Raw genomic sequence first — 26,088 nt, forward strand, 5'->3', positions numbered from 1 at the left:
CAAGCCGAGGAGCCAGAAGCCTGGGGGCGGTCGTCACCCTTATTCGTCACGCAGAGTGTTTTCGGCGGCCGGCTGGGTATGCATCGCTCGGTGCATATTTGCGGATGTGCCGGGGGGTGGTGCTCGCTGCATGTGCGGGTGTCGCCGCCAACTAAGCGTCCCTGAGCTGCAATTCACTACATCTAGTGAATCAATGGCCTTGAGTTGCGGATCGCAACCGAGGGTTGCCAAGCTGTTGCGGACTGTCAACCTGTTGGGAGTGGCCGTGGCCTTCGGTGACCAGCCCGCGTACCTTCGAGTGGCCGGCGATCTGCGTCAGAAGATCGTCGCCGGCGAGTTGCCGCCGCATACACGGCTGCCGTCACAGGCGCGCATCCGCGAGCAGTACGGCGTCTCGGACACCGTGGCTCTGGAGGCCCGCAAAGTCCTGATGGCGGAGGGCCTGGTGGAGGGCCGCTCCGGTTCGGGGACGTATGTGCGCGAGCAGCCCGTCCCGCGCACCCTCGTCCGCACGGGGTACCGCCCGGCCGGCGAGTCGACGCCCTTCCGCCAGGAGCAGGCGGACAGCCGCGTCAAGGGCACCTGGGAGTCGCGCAGCGAGCAGGTCCCGGCCGACGTCGCCGTGGCCCGCCGCCTGCGCATCGCCACGGGCGACCGCACCATGCGCACCGACTACGTCTTCCGGGCGCAGGGCGAGCCCGTCATGCTCTCCACCTCCTGGGAGCCCCTGTCCGTCACCGGGCGCACGCCGGTGATGCTCCCCGAGGAGGGCCCGCTGGCGGGCCGCGGCGTGGTCGAGCGGATGGCCGCCATCGACCTCGTCGTGGACAACGTCGCCGAGGAGGTCGGCGCCCGGCCCGGGCTCGCGGAGGAGGTCCTGGCGCTCGGCGGCGTCCCCGGCCACTGCGTCGTGGTCGTCACGCGCACGTACTTCGCGGGCGGCTGCCCGGTGGAGACGGCCGAGATCGTCGTCCTGGCCGATCGCTACCGCGTCGCGTACCACCTGCCCGTGAAGTAGCCGTGAAGTAGCCGCGACATCCGGATGGCGCCGGGGTGAACTCCTTGCCCCGGCGCCGTCTTCGGCGTGCCCGGGCGGGGCCGGCCGTTCTTTACTCGCGGGTAAGTAGTGCACGATCTGTCCCACTTTGACCCGATGTAATCGGGTCATTTTTTCTGTTGCAAAACTCACATACGCCCAGGTCAGCGGCTTTTCGCGGAATCCGGTCGTCCAAAACGCTCGTACGATGGCGCGGTTTGTGTCCTGCGTGGGGGAGTAGAGAGAAAAGGAGATCCGGAGCTTGAGTACCGAACAGGGTTCCCACTCGAATTACCGCCGGACCCTGGGCACGACGGCCCTCACGGCCGTCGGTCTCGGGTCGATCATCGGCTCCGGCTGGCTTTTCGGCGCCGAGCGTGCCGCCGTACTGGCCGGCCCGGCTGCCATCTTCGCCTGGGTCATCGGCGCCGTCGTGGCGCTGACCATCGCCCTCACCTACACCGAGCTCGGCTCGATGTTCCCGAAGGCCGGCGGCATGGTGCGCTACGGCCAGTACTCGCACGGCTCGCTGGCCGGCTACATGGCCGCCTGGGCGAACTGGATCGCCATCGTCTCGGTGATCCCGGGTGAGGCGACCGCCTCGATCCAGTACATGAGCTCGTGGAAGTTCGACTGGGCGGGCAAGCTCTTCGACGGCAAGGAGCTCACCGGTACCGGCCTCGCCGCCGCCAGCGTCCTGGTCGTCTTCTACTTCTTCCTGAACTGGTTCGCGATCACCCTGTTCGCCAAGACGAACAACGCGATCACCGTGTTCAAGGTCGTCGTACCGGCGCTGACCGCGGGCGCGCTGATCTTCGCGCACTTCGACACCAGCAACGTCGGCTCCGCCCACGGCGGCTTCGCCCCCAACGGCTGGAGCGCCGTCTTCAGCGCCGTCGCCGTCGCGGGCATCGTCTGGGCCTTCAACGGCTTCCAGTCGCCGCTCAACATGGCCGCCGAGGCCCGTAACCCCGGCAAGTCGCTGCCGAAGGCCGTCGTCGGCTCCATCCTGATCGCGCTGGTCATCTACATCGCGCTGCAGGTCGCCTTCCTGATGGCCGTCCCGGCCGCGGACCTCTCCGGCGGCTGGAACACCCTGGCCTACAAGTCCCCGCTCGCGGACCTCTCCATCACCTGGGGCCTGAACTGGCTCGCGCTGCTGCTCTACGCGGACGCCTTCATCTCCCCGTCGGGCACCGGCATGATCTACGCGGCCACCACCTCCCGCATGATCAACGGCGTCCAGGAGAACGGCCACCTGCCGAAGGTCTTCGGCAAGGTCGACCCCAAGACCGGCGTCCCGAAGCCGGCCCTGCTGCTCAACCTGGTGATCTCCTTCGTCTTCCTGGCCGTCTTCCGCGGCTGGGGCTCGATCGCCGAGATCGTCGGTGTCGCCACCGTCATCTCGTACATCACCGGCCCCGTCGCCGTGATGTCGCTGCGCCGCCTCTCGCCGGACATGAAGCGCCCGGTCAAGCTGAAGGCCATGCCGGTCATCGCCCCCATCGCGATGATCTTCGGCTCGCTGGTCATGTACTGGGCCCGCTGGCCGCTGACGGGCAAGGTCATCTTCATCATGGCCATCGGTCTGCCGATCTGGGCCTGGTACGAGCTGCGCAAGCCGTGGGCCGAGCTCAAGCCGCACCTGGTGGCCGGCGCCTGGATGGTCACCTACCTGCTGGTCATGGCCTTCGTCTCGTGGGCCGGCGGCACCGAGTTCGGTGGCAAGGGCTACCTGGCCCAGGGCTGGGACATCGTGGTCGTCGTCCTGATCGCGCTGGTGTTCTACTTCTGGGGTGTCCGTAGCGCCTGGCGCAACCCGACCCTCGTCCAGACCGAGAAGGAGCTGGCCGCCGCCGAGGCCGCCGAGGCCGCCGAGGCCTCCGGCGACGCGGAGGAGCGCTCCGAGCCCTCTCTGGCGAAGCCGTAGCGACCAGATCTCCAGTGCCGCGCAGGGGCGGCCGAGGGCCCGCGAGGGCCGTCGGCCGCCCCTTCTCGCATCCGTGCTCCCGGGGCCCGGTGGCCGAATGCGTGCCTCTTCGTAAAAAACCGTATCCGCTGCGTAAAGGTCGGGCGTACGCTCGGGCATATGCGTACTGCGGTTTCTCCGGGAAAGGCCGAGGGGCGTGCGCCGGCGCTCATCGCGGCGGAAGGGCAGGGGCGATGACAGACAGCGGACCGGTCCTGCCATGGCTGGTGATCCGCCAGGACGAGAACGGCAACCGCTACCGCGTCGGGCGCTACGCCACGCGGACCGAGGCCGAGAAGGTCGTCGGCCGGCTGGACGGCGACGGCGGCCGCCGCCGGCTCTACATAGTCGAACGGGTGGGGCGGGCGGCGTCCTGAAAGGGCCCACCCGGGCCCATAGGCCATAGCCGGCCGCACGGCCCGTACGCTGAGCGTCCATGACGACCGTACGCGTAGTGGTGGGCGCAGCCCTGTTCGACGAAGGCAAGCTGCTCGCCGCGAGGCGGAGCGCGCCGCCCGAGCTCGCCGGCCGCTGGGAGCTGCCCGGCGGCAAGCTGGAGCCCGGCGAGAGCGCCGAGCAGGCGCTCGTCCGTGAGCTGCGCGAGGAGCTCGGCGTGGAGGCCGAGCCGCTGGAGCGCGTCGTGGGGGAGTGGCCGCTGCGCCCGCCGTACGTGCTGCACGTCTGGACGGCCAGGCTGCTCGCGGGCGAGGCCCGCCCCCTCCAGGATCACGACGAGCTGCGCTGGCTCACCCCGGACCAGGTGGACGACGTCGACTGGCTGGACCAGGACCGCCCCGCCGTGGCGCTCGCCGCGGGGCTGCTGCGGCGCACGGCCCCGTGAGCGGGCCTCTTCGCGCCGGCTCCCCGCGCGCCCGCTCACCGCGTGCCCGTACGCGCCGCGCACAGCCTGCTACGCCATCTGCCGCACGCACGACGGCCTCGGACCGCTGAAGAAGAGCAGAAGAAGGGCCTGAGAAGGCCGAAGAAGCGCGGAAGAAGATAGGCGGACCCTCATACCGGGTATGTGCTGATTATTCACCCTGAACCGGGTAAACCCGGCGGGGCCGCAGCGGTCTGGGAAGTGGTCGGCGTGAACGACAGCGCGGGGACCTTGGCGTCGACACCCGGCTTCGCCGAATGGAGCTTCCCTGCCGAGCCCGGCGCCGTCCGCAAGGCGCGCACCCTCGTCCGCGACACCCTGCACGACTGGGGCATGGAAGGCGTCACCGATGTGACGGTGCTGCTGGTCAGCGAGCTCGTCACGAACTCCCTGCGGTACGCGAGCGGACCGATCGGAGTACGGATGTACTCCCACGCGGGGCCCACCCTTCTGGTGGAGGTCTCCGACCCCCTCCCCGACCCGCCCCGCGAGCGCGTGGCCGAGCCCGACGACGAGGGCGGGCGCGGCCTGCAGCTCGTGGCATGCGCCTCCCGCCGCTGGGGAACGCGACGGGGGAACACGGGCAAGACCGTGTGGTTCGAACTGAGCCTGCCCGGCCACTGACCGGGGAAGGACTCGTAGCGGGTTGAGACCGTGCTGTGATCGTGAAGTCCGTGTTCCGAAGGGCCCCTGTGCTGGATACTCGGCCTTCTGATGCCGGTGCGAGCACATGAGCCGGAGGGGACGGGCACGTGAGCGAAAAGCCAGCGGGTGCGGCGGGTGGTGCGGCGCAAGGATCGCGCGCCACGGAGATGTGGCAGAACAACCCGCCCGGATCCCTCTACGACTACATCCGCGTCGCCTCCTTCTCCCTCGGGCCCGACGGGCGGATCGAGCAGTGGAGCGAGCGCGCGGCCGAGCTCTTCGGGATAGCGGCACGGCACGCCGTCGGCAAGGACCCGCTGGAGGTGCTGGCCCCGGCCGACGGGCACGACCGCTCGCACCCGCCCGCCCCCTTCCTCGGCGAGGGCGGGCTCGACGGGCGCGAGTGGACGGGCCTGATCCCGTATCAGCGCGGCGGCCGGCAGCCCGGAGCGGGCGGCGGAGCGGGCGCCGGGCCGGGGGCGGTTGACGGGGCGTCCGCTGCAGGGCAGCCCGGAGCCGAGCAGTCCGGGCTCGCCGAGATCTACGTGATGCCCACGCAGAACGAGCGCGGGGAGCGCGCCGCGCTCTGCGTCGCCGTCGACGTCCGGGCCCTGCGCGGAATAGAGACCGACATCGCGGCCTCCGAAGCCGTTTTCGGCCAATCTCCGCTGGGATTCTTCTTCTTCGGCACCGATCTCACGCTGCTGCGCGTCAACGAGAGCTTCGCGCAGGCCTTCGGCCGCCCCGCCGACTGGCACCGCGGCCGGACCCCGCACGACTTCCTGCCGCGCGGCGAGGCCGAGCGGCTCACCGCCGCCTTGCGCCAAGTCCTCGACACCGGAAAGCCGGTGTCGGACATCCAGCTCGTCGGGCCCGTCCCCGGGCACAGCGAGCGCCGCCGCTGGTCGGTCTCGCTCTACCGGCTGCACAGCGGCAGCGGGCGGCCCATCGGCGTCGCCGCGCTCGCCACCGACGTCACCCGGCGCCGCCGCGCCGAGCGCGAAGCGGCCGGCGTCCGCCGCAACCTGGCCCTGCTCAACGAGGCCGGGGCCCGCATCGGCAACTCCCTGGACCTGGAGACCACCGCCCGCGAGCTGCTGGACGTCGCCGTCCCCCAGTTCTGCGACCTCGCCTCCGTGGACCTCTACCAGGGCCTGCTCGCCGGCGACGAGGCCCCGCCCGGGCTCGCCGACGGCAGCGCCGAGCTGCGCCGCGTCGCCTACGCCAGCGCGGTCTCCGGCGCGCCCGTCGTCGGCGGCGAGAAGCCCGTCCAGGTCGGCGAGGTGCACCGCTATCCCTTCCACTCGCCGTGCGCCGCCGCGCTGCGCACCGCGCAGGTGCAGGTCATCCCGCGCCGGGAGGGCGAGGACGGCCCCGAGCTCGGCGCCGTCGTGCAGTCCACGCTCGCCGTGCCGATGGTCGCCCGCGACACCGTGGTGGGGCTCGCGCAGTTCTCCCGTACGAAGGGCAGCGAGCCGTTCGGCGAGCGGGACACCGCCCTCGCCGTCGAGCTGGCCGCCCGCGCCGCCGTCTGCATCGACAACGCCCGCCTCTACCGGCGCGAGCACGAGCGCGCCGTCATCCTCCAGCGCAGCCTGCTGCCCCCCGGCGACCCCGAGGCCGCCGGTCTGGAGATCGCCTGCCGCTACCTGCCCGCCAACGCGGCCACCGAGGTCGGCGGCGACTGGTTCGACGTCATCGAGCTGCCCGGGCACCGCACGGCCCTCGTCGTCGGCGACGTCATGGGCCGCGGGCTGCGCGCGGCGGTCGCCATGGGCGAGCTGCGCACGGCCGTGCGCACCCTGGCCATGCTCGACCTGGAGCCGGCCGAGGTGCTCTCCGCCCTCGACGAGATCGCCCACGGGCTCGGCCGCCCGGGCGGCAAGCAGTCCTCCACGCGCGGGGTACGGGGCGGGGTGCGCGCCGCCGACCTCTCCGAGGTCTACCTCGCCACCTGCGTCTACGCCGTCTACGACCCCGTCACCCGGCGCTGCACCATCGCCAACGCCGGCCACCTGCCGCCCGTCCTCGTCCAGTCCGGGTGCCCCGCCGAGCTGCTCGACGTCCCGCCCGGCATGCCGCTGGGCGTCGGCGGCGAGCTCTTCGAGGAGACGGTGGTCGACCTGCCGGACGGCGCGCTGCTGGCCCTCTACACCGACGGCCTCGTCGAATCCCGCGACCACGCCCTGGACGAGGGCCTGGAGGCCTTCCAGGAGGCCCTGACCGGCCCCGCCCGGCCCCTGGAAGAGGTCTGCGAGCACGTCCTCGGCGCCCTCGACACCCACCACGGCGAGGACGACATCGCCCTCCTCATGGCCCGCCTGCGGGGCCTGCCGGCCGACCACGTAGGCGACTGGACGCTGCCGGCGGAACCGCGCTCGGTCGCCCGCGCCCGCGAACTGGCCCGGGAACAGCTCCCGCAGTGGGGCCTGGAAAGCCTGGTCGACACGACCGAGCTGCTGGTCAGCGAGCTCGTCACCAACGCCCTGCGCTACGGCGAGGGCGAGATCCGGCTACGGCTGCTGCTGGACCGGACGCTGGTCTGCGAGGTCTGGGACGGCGGCCTGGTCCAGCCGCGGCGGCGGCGCGCCCGCGATACGGACGAGGGCGGGCGGGGCCTGCAGCTCGTGGGGCTGCTGAGCGCGGCGTGGGGCAGCCGCCGCACCCCCCACGGCAAGACGGTCTGGTTCGAGCTGGCCCTGCCGGACGGGGAGTTCCCGGCGCCGGATGCGGTGGAGGCGTTGCTGAGCCTGTACTGACGGAGTCTGTGTTGACGGGTGAGTCTGCACTGACCGGGGCCGTCACGGTCGGAGTCGGCCGTGGTGTGATGGCCCCGTGAACCGCACCGCAGCCGAAGACAGCAACCGCCGCATGCTGCGGGCCCGGGACGCGATGGACCGCGCGTACGCGCAGCCGCTGGACGTCCCGGCCCTGGCCCGCATCGCCCACGTCTCGGAGGCGCACTTCACCCGCACCTTCCGGGCCACGTTCGGCGAGACGCCGCACCGGTACCTGCAGCGCCGCCGCGTCGAGCGGGCCATGTTCCTGCTGCGCGAGACCGACCGCAGCGTGACGGACATCTGCTTCGAGGTCGGCTTCGGCAGCCCGGGGACCTTCAGCCGCACGTTCCGCGACATCGTCGGCCGGTCGCCGAGGACGTACCGCAAGGAGGCGGTGACCGCGGCCGTACCGACGTGCTTCGCGATGGCGTGGACGCGGCCGAGTACCTGAGCGGCTGCCGGTACCTGAGCAGTTTCGGATAAGTTTCCGGCCGGCCGGGTCGGTAGCGTGATGCCCATGTTCAACGCCATCACGCAATCGCAGATATACGTCCTCGACCAGGACGAGGCCCTCGACTTCTACGTCGGCAAGCTCGGCCTGGAGGTCACCGCCGACGTCGACATGGGCTTCATGCGCTGGCTGACCGTCAGCGTCCCCGGTCACCCGGAGCGCCAGATCCTGCTGGAGAAGCCGGGAGCTCCGGCGATGTCCGAGGAGACGGCGCAGCAGGTCCGCGAGCTGGTGACCAAGGGCGCGATGGGCGGCTGGCTCATCCTCACCACGGACGACTGCCGCAAGACGTACGAGACGCTGCTGGCCCGGGGCGTCGAGTTCACCGAGGAGCCCACGGACCGCCCCTACGGGACGGACTGCGGCCTCCGTGACCCGTTCGGCAACCGGATCCGCTTCACGCAGCCGCGGGCGTAGCCGAGGGGCGTAGGAGAGGGCGCGTGGGGCGCGCGGATAAGATCCCCGCTGGCTGACACGTAATCAGACGGGTCGGACGGGTCAGATGGGGGAGCGGTCACCATGGTGGACGAGAACAAGAAGACGATCCTGGGCTTCTTCGAGGCGGTCAGCGACCGCCGGCTGGAGGACCTTCCGCGGTACATGGCGCAGGACGTCGTGGACCACAACAAGATCATCCACGGTGAGGCCGACGAGCCGGGCGCCGCGTTCGAGGGCCTGCGCATGCAGGTGGCGGCGTTCGACCCGCTGACGGTGCGGGTGGACGAACTGATCGGCGAGGGCGACAGGGTGGTCGCCCGGGTCACCCAGCGGGGCGTCCACGGCGGCACGCATGTCCGTATGCCCGAACCGACGGGCCGGAGCTTCGAGAACGAGGCGATCTGGATCTTCACCCTGGCCGAGGGCAAGATCACCGAGATCAGGGCGGTCAGCGACCGCCTCGGCCTGTTCTTCCAGCTGGGCTGGGAGTGGCCGCAGGTCGACTAGGCCCTGTCCGGCGGATCATGCTCGGGCCGGGCCCAGTAGGTTGGCCGTATGTCTTCTGCACTTGTGATTGGTTACGACCCGCGAGCGATACCTGGCGTCGACGGAGAGGCGCTTCGTGCGGCGCTCGATGCGGAGCTGGCCCGGTTCGGTGAGCACGGCATCGACGCGGCCATGACTCTGATCGTGTTCGACGAATCGGCCGAGTCCACCCTCGTCGCATCGTTGACCAAGCAGCCGTGGGATGTCGTGGTTGTCGGCGGCGGGATCCGCAAGACCGAGCAGTTGCTCCCCCTCTTCGAACAGATCGTGAATCTGATCCATCGCCATGCGCCCCAGGCTGCCATTGCGTTCAACACCAGTGGCGGGGACAGCGTCGAGGCGGCACAGCGGTGGCTCTGAACCTCGGCCGCCCGATCACGTCCTGAGCCACAGCCGGATCGCAGCAACGGTGACGGTGCCGTGGAAGACATACGCCCGCTTGTCGAAGCGGGTCGCCACGGCCCGTGAGCCCTTCAGCGCGTTGATCGTCCGTTCCACTTCGTTTCTGCGCTTGTAGACCGTCTTGTCGAAACCGGCGGGACGGCCGCCCTTGCTCCCACGGCGCTTGCGGTTGGCCCGCTGATTACTGGGCTCGGGGATGGTGTGCTTGATCTGGCGTCGCCGCAGGTAGCGACGGTTGCGCCGGGAGGAATACGCTTTGTCGCCGCTGAGGTGGTCCGGTCGGGTGCGAGGGCGTCCACCGCCGAGCCGGCCGACGCGGATACGTTCCATGACCGGGATGAGCTGCGGGGCGTCGCCCCACTGGCCCGGGGTGACCAGGAGGGCCAGCGGGCGGCGTCCACCCTCACCGGCGAGGTGAATCTTGCACGTGAGGCCGCCCCGGGAGCGTCCGAGTCCCTCGTCAGGGCGGTGCTGCCAGGGCGTGCGTCTTTCCCCTGGCACCCGCGGGGGTTTCTTGCGTGCTCCGGCGGCGTGTTGGTGGGCCCGACAGGAGGTGGAGTCCACGCTCACCATGGACCAGTCGATACGGCCTTCCACATCGGCGTCGGCCAGGACGGCCGCGAAGATCTTGTCCCACGTGCCGTCCGCCGACCAGCGTCTGTGCCGTTCGTACACGGTCTTCCACTTGCCGAATCGCGCAGGCAGATCCCGCCACGGCACCCCGGTGCGCTGCCGAAAGAGGATCCCGTCTATCACCCTGCGATGGCTCTTCCAACGCCCGCCCCGCTGACCGGACTCCGGTAGATGCGGCCGCAGCCGCACCCATTCATCGTTCGTGAGATCTCCCCGCCCCATGGGCATGCCAACGACTCGAACCCGAGGCGGTCACAAGATCCGCCGGACAGGGCTTAGCCAGGTGTGCCGTCCGGCCGGTCTGCCGAAGCCGCCGCGTCGACCTGCTCCCACGGCACTCCGCCATGCGGTGGATCTCCACGGCGGCTTGCCTCCGCCGCATGGGGGAGGCGGCTCATACGCCGGCCCGATCCCTGCGCGCTGCGGATTCGGAACAGTGATCCCATGGCGATCAGCGAGACGAGTCCGACGACGGCGGCCGAGGGGCCTGTGCGAGCGGGCTGCGCGACGGGCCGGCCGTGACGGTATGGCTCATGTCGTTCCCGGCGTTCGCGTGTCTGCTGGTCTTGTTCGCCCTGGTGGAGAGCGCGTGGCGATGGCTCACGGGGCTGGGCTTGATCCCGTGGCTACGCAGGCGCACGGGCCGGTCGTTGTCGAACACGGCCTTCGATGAATTCACGGCGGTCGTGAACGGAAACAAGACGGTAGAGCTGGTGCAGCGGCGGGTGGAGCTGCTGCGGCGGGACGACGAGACCGACGGTGCGCCGCCTCGCTCCAGCATCGACCTGGCCAAGGGCACCGCGTTCATCGTGCTGCCGCAGGAAGCGGACAGCGTGTGCGCCGGCAGGCGCGATGCCCGTGGGGGCCTGCGGTGAGACGCCGACCGGAGGGAACGGGCGCAGGACCGTCCACACTGTGGGGGCGCATCGCATGCTTGTGGGCGGCCGCGTTCGCCGGGTTGCACTTCTACTGGGCCGTCGGCGGTGATGTCGGGCTGAGCATCTCCGCCGGTCCGCCGGCCACCGAGCGCCCGCTGTGGTTCGTCGTAGCCGGTTTGTGGGGTGTGGGCGCACTCTGCCTCCTCGGCGCCCTGCTGGCATGGCTGCTTGCCCGGTCCGCGCTCCGGGGCGTTCCCGCTCTGCCGGCAAGGTGGCTGGGATGGGGCGTCAGTGCGCTGCTGCTGGCACGTGGCATCGGTATCGAGGTGCTGCTGCTGACCGACGCGACGCACCTGGACACCGCCGTGAGCGCGCGGCAGCGGGCCTGGACGCTGGCACTCTGGAACCCTTGGTTCATCGCCGGAGGACTGTCCTTCGGCCTCGCCACGCTCGCCGCTGCGAGGACGGCGGACCCGCGGGGTTTCGACCAGGCACGGCAGACTCGCTGACCTATCGGACGCGCCTTGGCAGGGCCCGCGGCTCGTACTGCCCTTGCGCTCCGGCAGCGGCTGGCGGGGGAGCGGGCTGCTGCCGCGATGTGGCGCCCCCCTCCCCTCCCCTCCCCTTGCTGCCAGCCTGTCTTGACGCTCGCCCCCACGGCCCGCGAGCCGACCCGAGAGCCAAGCCCGTCAGAGCAGGTGGTCGGCCTTGCCCGCCTTGATGTCGCGGATCAGCGCGCGCAGGGCGTCGCGGCTGTCGGTTACGTAGTGATCCTCGGCCCCGGATACGGCTATGTAGGCGTTCCCGACGGCGTCGGTGCCTATGCGGAAGCAATTCGCTCCCTCACCGCAGAAGGCCTCTTCCCAAGTGATCATTGACATGCAGCGTTCCCTAGAGCTGGTGGACGATATCGCGGATGAAGTCCTGTGACGGCCCTGGTGCGAGCGTCACCGTCTCCAACTGCTCCAGCTGGGTACGGTACTTCTTGAGCTGCATCTCCGAATCGAGGAAATCCGGACCGTGAGAGCAGTCGAGTTCGGCTACGTCGAGTTGAGGGACCACGGCCTCGGCGTAGACGACCGAGTGGCCTGCTCCGGGGAATCCGCCGTTTCGGAACGGGATGGCCCGCAGCGTCACGTTGTCGTGGCAGCTCGCGTCGAGGAGGTGGGTGAGCTGTCGGCGGGACACGTCTCGGCCGCCGAACTCCATACGCAGCGCCGCTTCATGGACGATCACGTCTACCTGAGGCGGGTTTGCCTTGCCGAGGACCTGTGCGCGGTCCATGCGGTGGGCTACGCGGGCTTCGATCTCAGCCTTGGGCAGGCGAGGCACGACGTGCTCGAAGAGTGCACGAGCATGGTCTTCGATCTGTAGCAGCCCCGGAAGGTGCACAGTCAATGCGATCCGCAGCCGCGTGGCGTGCCATTCCATCTCCGCGATATCCAGAAAGCTGACCGGCAGCGCCCCGCGGTAGGACTCCCACCAGCCCTTCCCGCGCTCCGCGGCCATCGCGGCCAATGCCTCGACCAACTCTGCGTCGGTGCACCCGTAGTTACTGGCGAGAATGCGTACCCGGTCAGCACTGATCCCTGAGCGTCCCGACTCCATGTTCGGCACGTTCGTGCGAGGGACTCCCAGCAGGCCGGCCGCGAACTCTGTGGTCATGCCCGCGGCAGTGCGCATCTTCCGCAGCTCGATGCCGAGCCGCTTCTGACGCGCTGTTGGCGTGCTTCTAGGGGGCATGCGTTCTCCCTGCTCCGGGCTGGCCGACGTCGGGAGCAGTCTGCCCGCGTCGCGATCGCCCGGTCCACCGAAGGGTGATGACTTCACGAGACCGTAGTACATGTACTCCGTCATGTCCTACAGTCGGTATCGCATCGCACACGCAACGGCGTCCTGGCCGGAAGCGCATCGCGCGAGCATGCCCGCGTCCTCCTGCCCTGGGAGGGGCCTGCCCGCGTCAGGGAGACAGGCCACCGGCCCGGCGCCGCACCGCAGGGTCTACACCACACCCCACCCCGGGAGCCGCCCCATGCTGCCCTCCACCGAAGCCGACCGTCCCCTCTGCCCCCTCGTCACTCCCGCCCCACTCAACCCTTCCACCCTCGCCACCACCCACCGCCCCGCCTACATCCCCCGTTCCTCCGACCCCTCCGCCCTCGCCTACAGCTTCACCGTTCCCGGTGACCCCCGGTCCGCCGCCGTCGTCCGGGCCACCGTCCGCAGCGTCCTGCGCACCCACGGGCTCACTGCCATCGAAGAGGCCGCCCTTTCCGTGGCCGGGGAACTCGTCGCCTGCGCGACGCGATTCGCGCCCGGGCAGGACATCTACCACTCCCTCCGCTGGTGCGACGGCGCCCTCCGTATCGTCAACTGGGACGCCCACCACGCCCACTCCGACACCCGCCAGGCCGCTCGCTGCACCGCCTGCCGCAAGCGCACCCTCCTGCTCCTCGCCGCCGTCGTCCACGAGTGCCGCGGCACCTGGGGCATCAGCAAGGCCGGCTCCACCGCCGAGGGCACCCGGGTCTGGGCCCGGCTCCCCCTCCCCGGCGCCTGAATGGAAACGGAACGGCCCGCCCCGGGACCTGGCTCGGCAGCCGCACCGCGAAAATGCGTGATGCGCTCGCCCGTGCCAGGGTGATTGAGGACCCGCCCCGCTCACCCAGGAAGAGTGATCCTCATGGGCATCAAGGACGAGATGCAAGGCAAGGCGCAACAGGCCAGGGAGAAGCTGCAGGGCAAGCAGGACGAGGCGTCGCAGCGCGGCCAGAGCGAGCAGGAGCGCCTGCGCCAGAGGGCCGAAGAGGCCAGGCAGCAGGGCCAGCGGTCCTTCGACGACATCCAGGACGAGATGGACGACCGGCGCTGACATCCCCGTCCCACACCTTGGCCTGCACCACCAGCACAGAGGTGGTGCAGGCCGCTGGCCTCAGGGCACGGGCCAGGAAGGCCCGTCCGGCTCGTGGGCCCAGACGCGGTCGCCGCCGGCGTCCACGGTGAGCCCGAGGGCTGTAAGGCCGGGCGCCCCGGCCGCCTTCCAGGCCGTCAGGGCCTCCGCGGCTTCGGTCAAGAGCCTTCGCGTTCCCCACTGGCGTCCGCGCCCGTCGGGCTTCCACGCGGCCCAGGAGGACCCGTCGCGTGCCTCCAGCCACCACGTCTCCTCGCCGAAGACGAGGCGGGTGCCCGGCACGAGGACGTGGTAGAGGAATTCGGCGCCCAGCTCGGTCTTGACGGGCGACAGGTCGGCATCGGTGCGGACGCGTTCCGACTCGGACAGGGTGGCCTTGACGACGGGCCGGAGGTCGGCCGCCTCGGTGCCGCGCTGACCGCGCAGGACCATGAAGGACATCGCGTCCACGATCGGGCCGGACGCGGTCTTGCCGTCGTCGGCGACGACCAGGCGCGGCAGGGCCAGGCCCCGGTAGGGAGTGAGGATGACGCCCCCCGGGCGGGTCTGCTCGATCCAGGCCCGGGGGACGCGGTTGGCGGAGGCGGTGCACAGGACACGGTCGTACGGGGCGCCGGCGGGCCACCCCTGCTCGCCGTCCCCGGCGACCGCCTGGACGTCCGGATATCCGGCCGTGTCGAGGTTGCGGCGGGCGGTGGCGGCGAGACGGTCGTCCACTTCGAGGGTGAAGAGGTTGCGGGCCCCGGTGCGTTCGGCGATCAGCGCGGAGTCGTAGCCGGAGCCGGTGCCGATGTGCAGGACCCGGTGACGGGGGCGCAGGTCGAGGTGGCAGAGCTGACGGACGACGACGCGGGGCGCGGACAGGGACGAGGTGAACCGTCCTGGCGCCCCGGGCTCCAGCAGGGTGGCGCCGTCGTCGAGCTGGGTGATCAGTGACCGGTCGGGGGCGTAGACCGCGTTCGCCCACGCGCGGGCGTCGGTGGCGTAGTCGATGACCTCCTGGCCGCCGTTGCCCCCGGGGTCCGAGACCCGGATACGGGCGGGTGCGAACCTCTCCCGCTCGACCTTCTCGAAGACCTCACGGACCCACGGGGCCCCGAACTGGTCCTCCGCCTGGAGGGCGTCGGCGCAGCGTCGGCGCAGCGCCGTGTAGTCGGGGCCGGTCACCGGCGGAAGGGGGCGCCGCCGAGGCCCTCTCGCTGCTGGTCGTCCTGGCGGCCCATCACAGCCTCCCCGGGTCATGTGGCGGGTCCAGTGTGCCGGGGTCCGAGGGGGGCCGGGAAGAGGGCACGGGAACGGCCCGCCCCGGTAGATCCCCGGGGCGGGCCGTATAAGCCGAGGCCGCCGTTCGTCCGGCGGTCTCGTTCGTTACTCCTGTCGGGCCAGGCGCGCCACGAACACCGTGCCCAGCAGCGCCGCGCCCGCCACCACCAGGCCGAGCAGGGAGGCGCTGAAGCCGATGCCCTTCGCGTCGCTGAGGTAGCCGGTGCCGACCGGGAGGATGCCGGCGAAGAGGTAGCCCCACGCGCTCAGGGCCGCGTTGGACTCGGCCAGCCGGGGCGCCGGGACGCGCGCGTTCAGCAGGGAGAAGCCGCCGAGCTGGCCCATGCCCTGGCCGGTGCCGGCCAGTACGGCGGCGGCGAGCAGCAGCCAGATCGACTCGGCGTGCACGGCGAGGATCACCAGCAGCATGCCCGCGGCGGTCGCGACCGTCGCCACGGCGAGGAGCCGGTGGGGGCGCCACCGGCTCACGAAGAACTGCACGCCGGTCGACGCGCCGAACATGACGAACGCCGAACCGCCCGCCACGATCCGGTTCGTCGTGCCGAGGAGGTCGGCCAGCATGGACGGTCCGAGGGCCAGCAGGAACGAGGTGCCGGTCATGCCGGGCATGTAGGCGGCCAGGCCGGCCAGCAGGTCCCGCCGGTTGGGGCGGGGCACGGAAGGCATCCGCAGCCACGAGCCGCCGGCGCCGTTGCGGCGCACCTGCGGCAGGGTGCGGATGACCAGCAGGGCCGACAGCAGCAGGACGGCCTCGGCGACGAACACCGTCACCGTCGGGGCCGGGAGCAGCTGGGCGGCGCAGCCGGCCAGGAGCGGACCCGACGCCAGGCCGGCGCCCATGGCCACCGATCCGGCCAGCGAGGCCTGCCGGCGCCGGTCGGGGCCGCCGACGTCCGACACCGCCGCCATGCCCGCCGCGACCACGCCGCCCACCGCGAGGCCGGTCAGCAGCCGCGCCGCGATCAGGGCGGCGACGCTCCCGGCCGTCGCGTACAGCAGGCAGGCGAGGAGGGCGGAGAGCACGGCCGGGACGAGGACGGTCCGTCGTCCGTAGCGGTCCGAGAGCACGCCGGCGACCGGCAGGGCCACCAGCAGCCCGCCGATGTACGAGGCGAAGACGACGGTCAGGGTGCCGGTCCCGAAGCCGATCCGGTGCTGCCACAGGACGAACATCGGGGTCGGCGCGTTCGAGAGCATGAAGACGGCCGTCAGGGGCCAGGCGGCGAGCCAGACGCTGCGCTGCCCGGACCGTGAGTGCCGTGCGGTGCCGGTCTGCTGGACGGCGCTCATGCGAGGCCGCGCAGCAGCGGCAGCAGCTCCTCCGCGGTGCGCTCCAGCGCGGCTCTGTAGCTCGGCTCGTGGAGGTCGGGGGTGGGCAGGCGCAGGATGATGTGACGGGCGCCCGCGGCGACGTACCCGCCGAGCCACTCGGCGACCTGCTCGGGGGTGCCGCCGAAGATGCCCTGGGTGGTGCGCATGGTGGGCAGGTCGAGGCGGTAGTAGGCGCCGAAGTAGGCCTTCAGCGTCTCCTCGGCCTTCTCCATGCTCCGGTCCACGGCGACCGAGAGGTAGACGGCGCCGGTGACGTCGGAGGCGGGGCGCCCCGCGGCCTCGCGGGCCTCCTGCACCCGCAGCCAGCCCTTCTCGTAGTTGGCGGCCGTGGTGCTGGTGGGCATCCAGCCGTCGTAGATCCGCCCGGTGCGCTCCAGCATCTTCTCGCCGCCGTGCGCCATCCACAGCGGGGGTCCGGCCGGCCGGTCCGTGACGGGCAGCAGCGCCACGTCCTTCAGCTGGTAGTACTTCCCGTCGAACGAGACCGGCTCGCCCTCGGCGCGCCACAGGGCGCGGCAGATCTCCAGGGTCTCCCGCATGCGGCCGACCCGCTCGTTGAACGGGATGCCGTACGCCGCGAACTCGGCCTGGGTGGCGGGCGAGGAGAACCCGGAGCCCAGGCCCGTGATCAGGCGGCCGCCGGAGATCCGGTCCAGGCAGGCCAGTTCGTGGGCCAGGTGGACCGGCGGGCGCAGCGGCAGCAGCACCGCCGTGCCCAGCTGGACCCGCTCCGTGGTGGTGGCCGCCGCCGTCAGGGCGAGCACCGGGTTCATCCGGGAGCGGGCCAGCGGGGACTCGCCCGCCCATATCGAGTCGTACCCCAGTTGTTCGATCTTCCGGCTCAGTTCGCCGAGGTGGCGGGGGTAGTCGTTGCGTTCGACGACGGATTCGCGTCCGGGGAGGACGACACCGATACGGAGGTCGGTGGGCGTCTGGGGCACGGTGTTCCTATCTGAGAGGTCCGGCGGGGGTGAGCGTCCGGCAAGGAGCTTGCCGGAGGTCCGGGGGTCAGGAGAAGACGGCGTCGGTCAGGAGGAGAAGGCGTCGGTCGGGAGAAGGCGGGCGTCGGTCAGGAGAAGACGGCGTCGATCAGTTCGCGAGCCTGGGCCGGGTTGAGCCGTGGGTCGCAGAGCGACTCGTAGCGCCCGGACAGCGCACGCTCGTCGGCGACGGGGCCGCCCAGGCACTCGGTCACGTCGGCCGCCGCGGTCTCCAGGTGGAGGCCGCCGGGGTGCAGGCCCTGCTGTTCGAGGGCCTTCCGGAAGGCCACGGCCTCGTCGACGGCGTCGGAGAGGCGGCGGGTCTTGATGCCGGAGGCGGTCTGCACGGTGTTGCCGTGCAGCGGGTCGCTGAGCCAGACGACGGGGTGTCCCTCGCGCTGTACGGCCTCGGCGATCGGGGCGATGGCCAGGCCGGGCGCCCGCACGCCCATGCGCAGGATCAGCGTGAGCCGGCCGGGCAGCCGGTTGGGGTCCAGGACGCGGCAGAGCCGGACGACCTCCTCGGCGGTCGCGGACGGGCCGACCTTGCAGGCGACCGGGTTGGCCACGGAGGCGAGGAGCTCCACGTGCGCGAGGCCCCGCTGGCGGGTCCGCTCCCCGATCCACGGGAGGTGGGTCGAGGCCAGGTAGGGGGTGCCGGTCTCCGGGTCGCGGCGCACCTGCGGGCTCTCGTAGTCCATCACCAGGGCCTCGTGGGACGCCCACGGCCCGTACGCGTCGGTGCGCTCCTCGTCGAGTGCACGCAGTACGGCCGAGCTCGCCTCGTACGCCTGGAGCATCCGGTTGGGGTCGTGGCGGCGCGCCTGCCCGTTCGGTTCGGGGGAGTTGACGAGATGGCCGCGGAAGACGGGCAGGTCCAGCCCGTCGTGGGTCGTCTCGGTGGGGCGGCTGCGCGGCTTGGCGAACTGGCCGCCCATCCGGCCGATACGGACGACCGGCTGCCCGGTGTGGGCGGCCATCCGGCCGGCGAGATCGGCCAGCAGCTCCGCCTTGGCGGCGGTATCGGCGGCTCCGCATACGCGGATGTCCTCCGCGCAGTCACCGGCCTGCAGCAGGCGCGCGCGGCCGAGCGCCACCTCGGCGAGCTGCCGCCGCAGGGTCCGTACGTCCTCGGCCGAGGTGAGCGCGGGGGCCTCGCGCAGGGTGCGGCGCACCTGCGGGAGGTCGGGGTGCGCGCCCCACTGCGGCTGCTGCTCAGCGGGGAGCAGGTCCCAGACCGCGGGGGCCTGGGCCCCCGCGACGGTGAGAGACTCGTTCACCTGGTCCACTCCCGGCCCGGGACGAGTCCTTCGATTTCGACCAGCAGATCGTCGCGGCACACGGCCACGTTCATGTACATGACCTCGGTGTCGGGGCCGAAGGCCGCCTGGCAGCGCTCGCGCACGACCGGCAGGTCCGCCTCGTGGCGCACGTACACCTTGACCAGGCGCAGGTCCTTGAGCTCGTGGCCGCCGTCGAGGCCCGCCGCGGCCAGGTTGGGGCCGCTGATCAGCTCGGCGATGTTCTCGAGCACCACGTCGGTCTGCGCGGCGATGTCGCCGCGGTGGACGGTCTCGTGGCCGAGGATGCTGGCCGTTCCGGAGACGAACAGCGCGCCGTCGCCCTGCTCGCCGCCGGCCGGGTGGAGCCGGGTGGCGCGGGCGAAGCTCGGCGGCTTCGGGCCGTACTGCTCGGGATAGTGGTACGCGGGCGTCTGCCGCTGGTTCTCCACGTGCCGGGGGCTGCCCTCGCGGCAGGCGAGCAGGGTGAAGGAGATGCCCTCGCCCCGGGTGCCGATGCCGGTGGCGGCCGGCATGTGGCCGGTGCCGTCGCCGTAGGACGCGAAGGCCTCGGCCCGGCCTGCGACGAAGTCCTGGTAGATCTCCATGCCTTCGGCGTTGGGGCTGATGATGCCGCCGACGAAGTTCCACATCCGGAAGATGTGGGGATAGCCGAGCTCGCCCACGAGCGCGAAGGCCTCCTCGTACACCTCGCGCACCGTCGGCCCGTACACGGGCAGCGGCTCGATGGCGCCGGATATGAAGAGGTATTCGCCGTCGTGGGCGAAGGCCAGACCGCCGCGCGTGCCGGTGACCGGCTCGGCGCCGGTGGTCCACACCTCGCGGAAGGAGTCGAAGCCGGGAGAGGCCATGGGAATGGCGAGTTCCGGGTATCCCTGCCCGGTGAGGGAGAGGGCGGTGCGCTCGCCGAACGCGACCGTACCGAGGACGTGGCGCCCGGGAGCGGGCTGTGGCGCCGTGCCGTCGAGTGGCGTGAAATGGGCTTGCAGAGCGGCGTGTTGAGACATGTCAGCACCCTTCAGTGGGCCGTTGCTCAGACAATGGAGACGAGACGTCATGGCACTGCAGGGGGCAGACGAGTGAGCCCTGCGGTGGCTGTGCGTAAAGGTTCGGTCCTCGGTCGCGCGGAATCGGTCCGGCGCGTCGACAAGGCGCGTTGAAGGCACAGTTGGGCACAGCGCAGCAGAAAGCTGGCGGCCCCGGCTCACTCCCCCCGTGATCGTTTGCCGCTACGACGGTACCCAGAAATGCACGTGTACGGTCAACTTTTATCGGGAGCCTGTATGGGTGAGTTGAGCCACACGGGGAGTGAGGGAGGGGGGGCGAGGGATTCCGAAGTGGCCAGGTAGCACAGGTGAGTTGAAGGGTGCGCGTTAGAGCGGGCTCAATTCGCTCGGATGCGCCTCACCGGGCTCAGCCGCGTCGCGGCAGCGGCCGGCTCCCCCTCGGCGCCCCCGTCCCCGTCCCCCCAACCCCGTTTCCCCCGTAGGCCGTTTCCCCCGTCCCCGTTCCCCTCACCCCGCCGCCAGCCGCCCCCGCGTCGCCCCGCCGCCGAACGTTGCCGGGAGCAGGCCCGCCAGGATGATGCCGCCCAGCAGGGCGCCGCCCAGGGCGCGGGCGGGAGGCGGGGTGCCGGGGTCGTAGCGGGTGCCGTAGGTGCCCACGTCGTGCTCGGCCAGGGCGCGGGCCTGGCGGGCGAGGGAGTCGGCGTGGCCCGTCTCCGAGCGGACGGCGCGCAGGTCGCCGGCGGTGCGGGCGAGGGCCAGGTGGCGCTCGGCCTCGGCGAGGCGGGTACGGGCCCGGCAGCCGACCGCCCCGCGGTGGGTCGTGACGAAGTCCCGGGCGGCCGCCACCTCGCCCCGCACCCGGCGCAGGGCCCGCTCGGCCCGCGCCCGGGCCCGGTCCTCGTGCTCGGCGTCCAGCGCGGCCGCCGTCTCCTCCACGTGCCGCAGCACGGCGCGCGGGTCGTACCGCCCGCTCTCGGCTTCGCGGCGGGCGCAGGCGAGCGCGCGGGCCTGGGGGCTGCCGCGCGGGGCGCGCGCCTCGGCCTCCGCGAGGGCGGCCGGCAGCCGCGCGGTGGCGCCGGTCAGCTCGTGGGCGCGGCGCAGGGCGGCGAGGGTCAGGACGCGCGCCTGGGACAGGGCGGCCTCGCCCGCGCGCAGCGAGATCGCGGCGCCGTCGGTGTCGTCGGCCGCGAGGGCGCGCCGGGCCTCGGTGAGGGCGGTCGTGGCGAAGGACAGCCGGTCGCGGGCCTCTCCGGGGTGGCGGGCCACGGCGGCGAGGGCGGCCTGGGTGCAGTGCCCGGCGAGGGCGGCGAGGGCGGCCTCGGCGGTGGCGACGCGGGGGACGAGGGACTGCGCGGCGGCCTCGGCCCGGTCCAGGATGCCGGCCGCGTTGGCTTTCAGGCCGCGCAGCCGGTCGAAGGACTCGGACTCGGCGTCCAGGCGCCGGTTCGCGCTGGTGCAGTGCGAGCAGATCTCGTCCAAGGTCCGGCGGCGGATCTCCTCGTCCTCGTAGGGGGCGTCGTCCAGGGCCTGCCGCAGCCGGAAGGCCTCGGCGAGCTCCTCCTTGGCGTAGGTCACGGCCTCGGCGAACGGGCGGGCGGCCTCCTCGCCCAACTGGGCGGCGGCGAAGAGGAGTTCCTCGGCACTGGTACGGACCGCGTCGTCCGTCTCGACGAGGGCGCGGGCGGCTTCCGCGTCGAGCTCGGGCAGCGGCGTCAGCGGCTGGGCCATGCGGGCGAGACCGGGCGGGGTGGCCGTCGCGGGGGCGTGCTCCGGCCCCTGCGCCCGCCCCTGCGCCGCGCGCCGTGTGCGGGAGGCGCGCCGGGCGCACAGGTACAGCCCCAGGAGGCACAGCCCGGCGCCCATGGCGACCGGGAGCCAGACCCTGCGGTGGCCGGGGACGAGGCCCTCGCCGCCGGGGTCGCTGTCGCCGGGCGAGATCGCGGGCGGCCGCACCGGCTCGCCCTGGAGGACGGCCCGGTAGCCGTCGGCGGCGCCGATGGCCGCCCCGGCCCAGTCGTGCTGGGCGACGGCGGGTGCGATGGCGGTGTCGGCGACGGCCTTGAGCTGGTCGGCGCGGAAGCCGGAGCGCTTGTCGGCGGAGACGGCGTACTGCTGGCCGTGGGTGGCGACGGCGAGCAGGACCTCGTGCTCGCCGAGGCCGTTGCGATCGGCGGTGGCGTCCGCCCAGGCGCGCGCCGAGCGGCCGGAGAAGTCACGGACGTAGGTGACGTAGAGCTGGACGCGGTGGGTGGTGCGCAGCCGTTCGAGCGCGGTGGTCACCTGTGCGCGGCGCCGGCCGAGCGCGTCGACGGTGTCGGTGATGCGGCCGCCGGCGTCCAGGTCGAGGGGGGTGTCGGCGCGGGTGGCGGGGGCCGGGAGCAGCAGGGCGCACAGCGCGAGGAGGGCGCCGGCGATGGCCCAGCCCGGCGCCCCCGTCCCGTACCGCCTTGAAAGCCGCGTCACACTTGGGAGCGTATGGCGCTAATGCCCGTTCCGCTACTGGGAGCAAGGGGCTGAATACGGAGCGTGTGCACACTCCCGCGTGCGCCCGGCTCACACCCGGCGGCGGATCTTGCTCCCGAGCCAGACCAGCGGATCGTATTTCCGGTCCACGGCCCGCTCCTTCAGCGGGATCAGCGCATTGTCAGTGATCTTGATGTGCTCGGGGCAGACCTCCGTGCAGCACTTGGTGATGTTGCAGTAGCCGAGCCCGTGCTCCTCCTGCGCGGAGCGCTTGCGGTCCAGGCCCGCCTCGGCGGCCCCGTCCAGCGGGTGCATGTCCAGCTCGGCGACGCGCATCAGGAAGCGGGGGCCGGCGAAGACCGGCTTGTTCTCCTCGTGGTCACGCACCACGTGGCAGGTGTTCTGGCACAGGAAGCACTCGATGCACTTGCGGAACTCCTGGGAGCGCTCCACGTCCTCCTGCTGCATCCGGTACTCCCCGGGCCCGAGCCCGTCCGGCGGGACGAAGGAGGGGACCTCGCGCGCCTTGGCGTAGTTGAACGACACGTCCGTCACCAGGTCCCGCACCACGGGGAACGCCCGCATCGGGGTGACCACGACGGGCTCGTCCGGGTCGAGCAGCGACATCCGCGTCATGCACATCAGCCGCGGGCGTCCGTTGATCTCCGCGCTGCACGAACCGCACTTGCCCGCCTTGCAGTTCCAGCGCACGGCGAGATCGGCGGCCTCGGTGGCCTGGAGCCGGTGGATGATGTCGAGGACGACCTCGCCCTCGTTGACGGTCACGGTGTAGTCGACGAGGGAACCGCCGTCCGCGTCGCCCCGCCACACCTTGAAGTGGGCCTCGTAACTCAAGAGGTCAGCTCCTCGTCCGTCAGGTACTTCACCAGCTCCTCCTTGTCGAAGAGCGCGAGCAGGTCGTCACGGATCGGCGGCATGGCGCGCCGCTCCAGGCGCACCCGGCCCAGCAGCGGGTCCGCGCCCGGCTCCGTGCTGTCCCCGTTCAGCCGGCACACGAGGTTCAGCCGGCGCCACCGCCGGTCCATCGCCGGGTGGTCGTCGCGGGTGTGGCCGCCGCGGCTCTCGGTGCGCTCCAGCGCCGCCCGGGCCACGCACTCGCTGACCAGCAGCATGTTCCGCAGGTCGAGCGCGAGGTGCCAGCCGGGGTTGAACTGCCGGTGGCCCTCCACGCCGGCCCGCCGGGAGCGGGCCCGCAGCTCGGTCAGCCGGTGCAGCGCCTCCTCCATCTCGGGGCCCTTGCGGATGATGCCGACCAGGTCGTTCATGGTCTGCTGGAGCTCCTGGTGCAGGGCGTAGGGGTTCTCGGCCGGGCCCTCGGAGACCGCCGGGTCGCCGCCCTCCGCGCTGAACGGGCGCAGGGCCTCCGCCTCGGCCGCCTCGATGTCGGCGTCGGAGACCACGGGCCGGCCGGCGCCGGGGAAGGCGGCGGCGTGCTCGGCCGCGTACAGGCCCGCCCGCCGGCCGAAGACCAGCAGGTCGGACAGCGAGTTGCCGCCCAGCCGGTTGGAGCCGTGCATACCGCCCGCGACCTCGCCCGCGGCGAACAGGCCGGGCACGCCCACCGCCGCCGCCGTGTCGGGGTCGACGTCCACGCCGCCCATCACGTAGTGACAGGTGGGGCCGACCTCCATCGGCTCGGCCGTGATGTCGACGTCCGCCAGCTCCTTGAACTGGTGGTGCATCGAGGGCAGTTTGCGCTTGATGTCCTCGGCGGGGAGGCGCGTCGAGACGTCGAGGAACACCCCGCCGTGCGGGGAGCCGCGGCCGGCCTTGACCTCGGAGTTGATGGCGCGCGCGACCTCGTCGCGCGGGAGCAGCTCGGGCGGGCGGCGGTTGTTGTCCGGGTCCTTGTACCAGCGGTCGCCCTCGGCCTCGGACTCCGCGTACTTCTCCCGGAAGACGTCCGGGATGTAGTCGAACATGAACCGCTTGCCGTCGCTGTTGCGCAGCACCCCGCCGTCGCCGCGGACGGACTCGGTGACGAGGATGCCCTTGACCGACGGCGGCCAGACCATGCCGGTCGGGTGGAACTGCACGAACTCCATGTTGATCAGGGACGCGCCGGCGAGCAGCGCGAGCGCGTGCCCGTCCCCGGTGTACTCCCAGGAGTTGGACGTCACCTTGAAGGACTTGCCGATCCCGCCGGTGGCCAGCACGACCGCCGGGGACTCGATGGCGAAGAAGCGGCCGGACTCGCGGTCGTAGCCGAAGACGCCCGCGACGCGGTCACCGTCTTTGAGGAGGCGGGTGACCGTGCACTCCTGGAAGACCTTCAGCCGGGCCTCGTAGTCGCCGAACTCGCGGTGGTCCTCCTGCTGCAGCGAGACGATCTTCTGCTGGAGGGTGCGGATCAGCTCCAGGCCCGTGCGGTCGCCGACGTGCGCCAGTCGGGGGTACTCGTGGCCGCCGAAGTTGCGCTGCGAGATCTTCCCGTCGCGGGTGCGGTCGAAGACGGCTCCCCAGGTCTCCAGCTCCCAGACCCGGTCGGGGGCCTCGCGGGCGTGCAGCTCGGCCATCCGCCAGTGGTTGAGGAACTTGCCGCCGCGCAGGGTGTCGCGGAAGTGGACCTGCCAGTTGTCGCCCTCGTTGACGTTGCCCATGCTGGCGGCGATGCCGCCCTCCGCCATCACGGTGTGGGCCTTGCCGAAGAGTGACTTGCAGATCACGGCACAGCGCATGCCCCGCTCACGGGCCTCGATGGCGGCGCGCAGCCCGGCGCCCCCCGCACCGACCACGACCACGTCCCAGGCTTGTCGGGCCGTACGCGACATCAGAAAGCACCTCTCCTTTTGACCATGAAGGGCTGGGGTGGGGCCGGGGTGGGACGGACCTGCTCGCCGTCCTGCTAGAACAGGCGCGGGTCGTCGAAGACGCCACTGGCCACCAGGTAGACGTAGAAGTCGGCGACCGCCACGCTGACCAGCGAGGCCCAGGCGAGCTGCATGTGGCGGGCGTTGAGCGCGCTGACCCAGCCCCACATGCGGTAGCGCACGGGGTGCTTGGAGAAGGTGCGGATCCGGCCGCCGACGATGTGCCGGCACGAGTGGCAGGAGAGGGTGTACGCCCAGATCAGGGCGATGTTGGCGAGGAGGACGAGGGTGCCCAGGCCCATGTGGCCCCACTCGCCGCGCGCATTGCGGAAGCCGAGCGCCGCGTCGTAGGTGAGGATGCCCGCGACGATCACCGCGAAGTAGAAGAAGTAGCGGTGGATGTTCTGCAGGACCAGCGGGAAGCGCGTCTCGCCGGTGTACGTGCGGTGCGGCTCGGCGACGGCGCAGGCCGGGGGCGAGGCCCAGAAGCCGCGGTAGTACGCCTTGCGGTAGTAGTAGCAGGTCAGCCGGAAGCCCAGCGGGAAGATCAGGATCAGCAGGGCCGGCGACAGGCTCCACCAGGAGCCGAAGACCTCCCAGTCCGCGCCGCTCTTCATCGGGACGCAGTTCTCCGCGATGCAGGGCGAGTAGAACGGGGAGACGTAGGGCGCCGCGTAGTAGTCGTCGCCCGCGAAGGCCCGCCAGGTCGAGTAGACGACGAAGGCGAACAGCCCGGCGGCGGTGGCGGCGGGCTGCAGCCACCAGCGGTCGGCGCGCAGGTGGCGGGCGGGGATCGTGGCGCGCGAGGGGTGATGGACCCCGCCTTGGGCGGGCACCCCGGCGGAGGTCGCGGATCGGGGGTCGGTACCAGTGGCCAAGAGGGACTCCGGGGAGGAGCGGAAGGGGGTGGGTCGGTCGGAGCTGCCGCGCTGCCCGGCCCGCTCAGGGGGCGTGCCGGTCCCGGGCGCCGAGCCCCTCCTCGTCCGCGTCCTTCCACAGGGAGGCGTCGTACGGGGCGTCGGGGACCGGCACCGTCTCGGGGGGCAGCCGGTCCGCGGGGTGGACGGCGCGCAGGAGGGTGACGCTCTCGCGCAGGTGGGCGGCGTCGGTGCGCACCCGGCGCAGTTCGAGATCCTGGCTGCCCAGGTGCTTCTCCAGCCGCGCGAGCGCCCGGCCGAGATCGTCCAGGCAGCGCTGGACCGCGGTCACTTCGTCTTGCAGGGACATGTCTGACCCTCACTTCCGCTGTCGGCGGTTGCGG

At 71.9% G+C, this 26,088-nt stretch carries 27 protein-coding genes; 14 read left to right on the forward strand and 13 right to left on the reverse strand.

Annotated features, from left to right (window positions below):
• The first annotated feature begins 265 nt into the window (after window positions 1-265).
• The 10 genes from IE241_RS19240 (at window position 266) to IE241_RS19285 (ending at window position 9,165) form a co-directional block, all read left to right on the forward strand.
• Window positions 266-1,018: a GntR family transcriptional regulator gene (locus IE241_RS19240; RefSeq protein ID WP_190023028.1), complete on the forward strand. Its 753-nt coding sequence runs from the start codon at window positions 266-268 to the stop codon at window positions 1,016-1,018.
• 280 nt (window positions 1,019-1,298) lie between these two features.
• The gene (locus IE241_RS19245; protein WP_190023029.1) at window positions 1,299-2,966 is read left to right on the forward strand and encodes an APC family permease; all 1,668 of its coding nucleotides are present in this window, start codon (window positions 1,299-1,301) and stop codon (window positions 2,964-2,966) included.
• A 233-nt stretch (window positions 2,967-3,199) separates the two neighbouring features.
• A complete protein-coding gene (locus tag IE241_RS19250; protein WP_058046052.1) occupies window positions 3,200-3,382 on the forward strand; it encodes a hypothetical protein in 183 nt (60 codons plus the stop codon).
• A 59-nt stretch (window positions 3,383-3,441) separates the two neighbouring features.
• Entirely contained in the window at window positions 3,442-3,846 is a 405-nt protein-coding gene (locus IE241_RS19255) for a (deoxy)nucleoside triphosphate pyrophosphohydrolase (protein WP_190023030.1), read from the forward strand.
• Between the two features lie 240 nt (window positions 3,847-4,086).
• Window positions 4,087-4,509, forward strand: coding sequence for an ATP-binding protein (locus IE241_RS19260; RefSeq protein ID WP_190023031.1), 423 nt, complete (start codon window positions 4,087-4,089; stop codon window positions 4,507-4,509).
• Window positions 4,510-4,697: 188 nt separating this feature from the next.
• Window positions 4,698-7,289: a SpoIIE family protein phosphatase gene (locus tag IE241_RS19265; RefSeq protein WP_190023214.1), complete on the forward strand. Its 2,592-nt coding sequence runs from the start codon at window positions 4,698-4,700 to the stop codon at window positions 7,287-7,289.
• A 112-nt stretch (window positions 7,290-7,401) separates the two neighbouring features.
• Window positions 7,402-7,761: a helix-turn-helix domain-containing protein gene (locus tag IE241_RS19270; protein ID WP_190023215.1), complete on the forward strand. Its 360-nt coding sequence runs from the start codon at window positions 7,402-7,404 to the stop codon at window positions 7,759-7,761.
• A 66-nt stretch (window positions 7,762-7,827) separates the two neighbouring features.
• Entirely contained in the window at window positions 7,828-8,238 is a 411-nt protein-coding gene (locus IE241_RS19275; protein WP_190023032.1) for a VOC family protein, read from the forward strand.
• A 102-nt stretch (window positions 8,239-8,340) separates the two neighbouring features.
• Window positions 8,341-8,766 carry an ester cyclase gene (locus IE241_RS19280; protein ID WP_190023033.1) on the forward strand — a complete coding sequence of 142 codons (426 nt, stop codon included), beginning with the start codon at window positions 8,341-8,343 and terminating at the stop codon, window positions 8,764-8,766.
• Window positions 8,767-8,814: 48 nt separating this feature from the next.
• Window positions 8,815-9,165: a hypothetical protein gene (locus tag IE241_RS19285; protein ID WP_190023034.1), complete on the forward strand. Its 351-nt coding sequence runs from the start codon at window positions 8,815-8,817 to the stop codon at window positions 9,163-9,165.
• 15 nt (window positions 9,166-9,180) lie between these two features.
• On the opposite strand, the gene IE241_RS19290 is transcribed toward IE241_RS19285, so the two are convergent.
• The gene (locus IE241_RS19290; protein WP_190023216.1) at window positions 9,181-10,062 is read right to left on the reverse strand and encodes an IS5 family transposase; all 882 of its coding nucleotides are present in this window, start codon (window positions 10,060-10,062) and stop codon (window positions 9,181-9,183) included.
• Between the two features lie 311 nt (window positions 10,063-10,373).
• On the opposite strand from IE241_RS19290, the gene IE241_RS19295 reads away from it, so the two are divergent.
• On the forward strand, window positions 10,374-10,715 hold the full coding sequence (locus tag IE241_RS19295; RefSeq protein WP_190023035.1) for a DUF6191 domain-containing protein: 342 nt from the start codon (window positions 10,374-10,376) through the stop codon (window positions 10,713-10,715).
• Window positions 10,712-11,227 carry a DUF3995 domain-containing protein gene (locus IE241_RS19300; RefSeq protein ID WP_190023036.1) on the forward strand — a complete coding sequence of 172 codons (516 nt, stop codon included), beginning with the start codon at window positions 10,712-10,714 and terminating at the stop codon, window positions 11,225-11,227. Before IE241_RS19295 ends, IE241_RS19300 begins: the two co-directional genes overlap by 4 nt.
• A 180-nt stretch (window positions 11,228-11,407) precedes the next feature.
• On the opposite strand, the gene IE241_RS19305 is transcribed toward IE241_RS19300, so the two are convergent.
• Together IE241_RS19305 and IE241_RS19310 are read right to left on the reverse strand one after the other, a co-directional pair.
• Window positions 11,408-11,599, reverse strand: coding sequence for a hypothetical protein (locus tag IE241_RS19305; protein ID WP_190023037.1), 192 nt, complete (start codon window positions 11,597-11,599; stop codon window positions 11,408-11,410).
• 10 nt (window positions 11,600-11,609) lie between these two features.
• Window positions 11,610-12,575 (reverse strand): helix-turn-helix domain-containing protein, encoded by a 966-nt coding sequence (locus IE241_RS19310; RefSeq protein WP_308433721.1) that lies wholly within the window; start codon window positions 12,573-12,575, stop codon window positions 11,610-11,612.
• A gap of 175 nt (window positions 12,576-12,750) precedes the next feature.
• Between IE241_RS19310 and IE241_RS19315 the strand changes: the two genes are divergently transcribed.
• Entirely contained in the window at window positions 12,751-13,278 is a 528-nt protein-coding gene (locus IE241_RS19315; RefSeq protein WP_190023038.1) for an ATP-binding protein, read from the forward strand.
• A 123-nt stretch (window positions 13,279-13,401) separates the two neighbouring features.
• Window positions 13,402-13,590 (forward strand): hypothetical protein, encoded by a 189-nt coding sequence (locus IE241_RS19320; protein ID WP_190023039.1) that lies wholly within the window; start codon window positions 13,402-13,404, stop codon window positions 13,588-13,590.
• A gap of 60 nt (window positions 13,591-13,650) precedes the next feature.
• Here the strand turns inward: IE241_RS19320 and IE241_RS19325 are convergent, their stop codons facing one another.
• The 10 genes from IE241_RS19325 to IE241_RS19370 form a co-directional block, all read right to left on the reverse strand.
• A complete protein-coding gene (locus tag IE241_RS19325; protein ID WP_190023040.1) occupies window positions 13,651-14,796 on the reverse strand; it encodes a methyltransferase domain-containing protein in 1,146 nt (381 codons plus the stop codon).
• Window positions 14,797-14,997: 201 nt separating this feature from the next.
• Window positions 14,998-16,203, reverse strand: coding sequence for an MFS transporter (locus IE241_RS19330; RefSeq protein ID WP_190023041.1), 1,206 nt, complete (start codon window positions 16,201-16,203; stop codon window positions 14,998-15,000).
• Window positions 16,200-17,186 carry an LLM class flavin-dependent oxidoreductase gene (locus tag IE241_RS19335; protein ID WP_190023042.1) on the reverse strand — a complete coding sequence of 329 codons (987 nt, stop codon included), beginning with the start codon at window positions 17,184-17,186 and terminating at the stop codon, window positions 16,200-16,202. Before IE241_RS19335 ends, IE241_RS19330 begins: the two co-directional genes overlap by 4 nt.
• A 128-nt stretch (window positions 17,187-17,314) precedes the next feature.
• On the reverse strand, window positions 17,315-18,505 hold the full coding sequence (locus IE241_RS19340; RefSeq protein ID WP_190023043.1) for a 3-deoxy-7-phosphoheptulonate synthase: 1,191 nt from the start codon (window positions 18,503-18,505) through the stop codon (window positions 17,315-17,317).
• Window positions 18,502-19,533 carry an FkbO/Hyg5 family chorismatase gene (locus IE241_RS19345; RefSeq protein WP_190023044.1) on the reverse strand — a complete coding sequence of 344 codons (1,032 nt, stop codon included), beginning with the start codon at window positions 19,531-19,533 and terminating at the stop codon, window positions 18,502-18,504. The genes IE241_RS19340 and IE241_RS19345 overlap by 4 nt, the downstream gene beginning before the upstream one ends.
• A 507-nt stretch (window positions 19,534-20,040) precedes the next feature.
• Window positions 20,041-21,996 carry a TPM domain-containing protein gene (locus IE241_RS19350; protein WP_308433722.1) on the reverse strand — a complete coding sequence of 652 codons (1,956 nt, stop codon included), beginning with the start codon at window positions 21,994-21,996 and terminating at the stop codon, window positions 20,041-20,043.
• Window positions 21,997-22,086: 90 nt separating this feature from the next.
• On the reverse strand, window positions 22,087-22,851 hold the full coding sequence (locus IE241_RS19355) for a succinate dehydrogenase/fumarate reductase iron-sulfur subunit (protein ID WP_190023045.1): 765 nt from the start codon (window positions 22,849-22,851) through the stop codon (window positions 22,087-22,089).
• Entirely contained in the window at window positions 22,848-24,788 is a 1,941-nt protein-coding gene (locus IE241_RS19360) for a fumarate reductase/succinate dehydrogenase flavoprotein subunit (protein WP_190023046.1), read from the reverse strand. The genes IE241_RS19355 and IE241_RS19360 overlap by 4 nt, the downstream gene beginning before the upstream one ends.
• Before the next feature lie 74 nt (window positions 24,789-24,862).
• Window positions 24,863-25,705, reverse strand: a complete 843-nt coding sequence (sdhC, locus tag IE241_RS19365; RefSeq protein WP_190023047.1) for a succinate dehydrogenase subunit SdhC — start codon at window positions 25,703-25,705, stop codon at window positions 24,863-24,865.
• Window positions 25,706-25,769: 64 nt separating this feature from the next.
• Window positions 25,770-26,054, reverse strand: coding sequence for an Rv0250c family protein (locus IE241_RS19370; protein ID WP_190023048.1), 285 nt, complete (start codon window positions 26,052-26,054; stop codon window positions 25,770-25,772).
• Window positions 26,055-26,088 lie beyond the last annotated feature (34 nt).

The organism is Streptomyces hiroshimensis (assembly GCF_014650335.1).
In the GTDB taxonomy this organism is placed as follows: Bacteria; Actinomycetota; Actinomycetes; order Streptomycetales; family Streptomycetaceae; genus Streptomyces; species Streptomyces hiroshimensis.